We start from the raw sequence: 2,799 nt of genomic DNA on the forward strand, positions 1-2,799 counted from the left end.
TCATCATCATCGTCATCACGGCTGCGGCCACGGCCTCGTCCGCCTGAACGGCCTCCGCGATCGTCATCATCATCGTCATCACGGCTGCGGCCACGGCCTCGTCCGCCTGAGCGGCCTCCGCGGTCGTCATCATCATCGTCATCACGGCTGCGACCACGACCTCGTCCGCCTGAGCGGCCTCCGCGATCATCGTCATCATCATCATCACGGCTGCGACCTCGACCTCGTCCGCCTGAACGGCCGCGATCGTCATCATCATCGTCATCACGGCTGCGACCTCGGCCTCGTCCACCTGAACGGCCGCGATCGTCATCATCATCATCGTCATCACGGCTACGACCTCGGCCTCGGCCACCTGAACGGCCACCGCGATCGTCATCATCATCGTCGTCATCACGGCTACGACCTCGGCCTCGACCACCTGAACGACCACCGCGATCGTCATCGTCGTCATCATCACGGTCGCGACCTCGGCCTCGACCACCTGAACGGCCACCGCGATCGTCATCATCGTCGTCATCATAACGGCTTCGGCCGCGACCACCTGAGCGGCTACCGCGATCGTCATCATCGTCGTCATCGTCACGGCCGCGGCCACGACCATTACGACCATCATTTTTATGGCTTAATGCACCCGCTTCACGCGCTTCTTCAGACGTAAATTCATGAGCGTTACCACTTGCATGGGCTGCTCGGCCAGCTTCACGAGCTTCTTCAGAGGTAAACTCATGTGCATTACCACTCGCGTGAGCAGCTCGCCCACCTTTGCTGGCTATTTCTCGTACTCTTTCAGGATCCATACTTGCAAATCCACGATTTGAAGTACCTGTTCTATTGTTATCATCATCTTCATATCTAGTATTAGCCATAGTTATATCTTCCTATATTTAATTATAGTCACTACCGCTTTTGGTTAACGGATTTAATAACAATAGAATATCTATAATATTTTCCCACCCAAGTGATGTATCAATCCTTTTAAATGTATATCAATCAAAAAATGAAATTTCTTATAAACATATTATTTTTAAAATATTTTAAAAATTTTAATTATTAATAATTTTACTCTTTAAATATTGGATATACTCATTATTACCTAAGGGCACACTACAATATATTTTTACAAACACAGTTAAAATATTTTAACTGATAACAAAAAATTTCAAAATGTACAAAACAGTAAACTAACACAACATCAGATCTATTGAGAAAATAACAAGCAAACAATTATTTTAATTAAAAAACAATAACATATATCATTACATTTTCAGAATTAATTTACTTGAGAGATTAATATGAATATTTAAAACTATTTTTAATAAGATGGTTTGAGTAACTTAACTATGCAATTAAAAAATCAACAGTCAGCTCTACAATATATCCATATTTCTATCCCTGAAATTTTACTAGGACATATTAAGTCCAAAAACTCATGGCAGGACTATGACAAAGAATGGAGCTATAGATTAGACCCACCTCATGCAAGTCATCCCTTCCAAAGAGACTTATATATTATTAAATCAAAAAATATAGAACATGAAGATATAAAACTGTTGCTAGATAATATAGCTATTAAAAATAATAAAAATTCAGAAAATATAGATGGAGCAAAAGAAATTATTAAAAAAATATTAGATTTATCTAATAATATACCGATAGAAAACTGGTTAGAGGATACAGGAAATAGATCTATTATTGAAAGCATGATTGATAAAAACAAAATCAAGTTAATCGATATTATTTAGCCCTCAAATATAAAAATATTTTTTTACAACCTTACAAATAAAATAACAAAGACAACTTATTAAAAAATTCATTTTACTCACATTTACGCGGTAACAGCTCACTATATGAAAATTAGATATTACAACCGAGGTATTTAAAAATGGAAAACTCAACAAACCAGTATCCAACATCTGCCCCCGCACAAGTTCAATCTCATCAACCAGGCGATCAGGAAAAAATGCACCCTGAACCTGAGATAATAAAAAGTACCCATAAAGGTAGCGATAAGCTAAAAGATAAAGTTGCCGTTATTAGTGGTGGCGATAGCGGTATAGGTCGTTCTGTCGCAGTATTGTTTGCTCGTGAGGGCGCTGATATTGCGGTACTTTATCTCGAAGAAGATCAAGATGCCGAAATCACTAAACAACTCGTTGAAAGAGAAGGACAACATTGCCTTTTATTAAAAGGTGATATTTCAGACCCAGATGTTGCAAAACTCGATATTGATAAAGTTCTACAACATTACGGCAAAATTAATATTTTAGTGAATAACGCTGGTGTGCAATATCAACAAAAAGAAATTGAAAGTATTAGTAATGAGCAATTAGAAAAGACATTTAAAACTAATATTTTCCCAATGTTTTATCTTACTAAAGAAGCCATTCCTTATATGGAAGAAGGTGACAGTATTATTAACACCACCAGTATTACCAGCTATCAAGGCCATGATGAGCTCATTGATTATGCAAGTACCAAAGGTGCGATTACGACTTTTACGCGTAGCTTATCGAACAATTTAATGAAACAGAAAAAAGGAATTCGGGTAAATGGTGTTGCACCAGGACCCATCTGGACACCATTAATTCCAAGCAGTTTCGATGCAGAAACCGTTAAAGAATTTGGTAAAGATACCCCAATGGGAAGAATGGGACAACCAAGTGAAGTTGCTCCCGCCTATCTTTTTCTTGCCTCAGATGATGCAAGTTACATTACAGGTCAGGTCATTCATGTAAATGGTGGTCAAATCGTAAATGGTTAATTCCTAAAATATAAAAAAGCTCACGTAAACGTTAA

At 38.9% G+C, this 2,799-nt stretch carries 3 protein-coding genes; 2 read left to right on the forward strand and 1 reads right to left on the reverse strand.

What is annotated here, in order from left to right; all coding sequences use genetic code 11:
- Positions 1-869, reverse strand: an 869-nt coding sequence (locus HMPREF0013_RS08725; protein WP_005802464.1) for a KGG domain-containing protein, incomplete at its 3' end; no start/stop codon positions are given.
- A 474-nt stretch (positions 870-1,343) separates the two neighbouring features.
- Here HMPREF0013_RS08725 and HMPREF0013_RS08730 point away from each other — a divergent pair.
- Positions 1,344-1,745: a DUF6367 family protein gene (locus HMPREF0013_RS08730; protein WP_002114331.1), complete on the forward strand. Its 402-nt coding sequence runs from the start codon at positions 1,344-1,346 to the stop codon at positions 1,743-1,745.
- Positions 1,746-1,885: 140 nt separating this feature from the next.
- Entirely contained in the window at positions 1,886-2,764 is an 879-nt protein-coding gene (locus tag HMPREF0013_RS08735; protein ID WP_002114565.1) for an SDR family oxidoreductase, read from the forward strand.
- Positions 2,765-2,799 lie beyond the last annotated feature (35 nt).

This window comes from Acinetobacter sp. SH024 (assembly GCF_000163635.1).
GTDB lineage: Bacteria > Pseudomonadota > Gammaproteobacteria > Pseudomonadales > Moraxellaceae > Acinetobacter > Acinetobacter pittii.

Coding starts and splice junctions, on each gene's coding strand:
- HMPREF0013_RS08730 (WP_002114331.1), top strand. CDS start 1,344: ATGCAATTAAAAAATCAACAGTCAGCTCTACAATATATCCATATTTCT.
- HMPREF0013_RS08735 (WP_002114565.1), top strand. CDS start 1,886: ATGGAAAACTCAACAAACCAGTATCCAACATCTGCCCCCGCACAAGTT.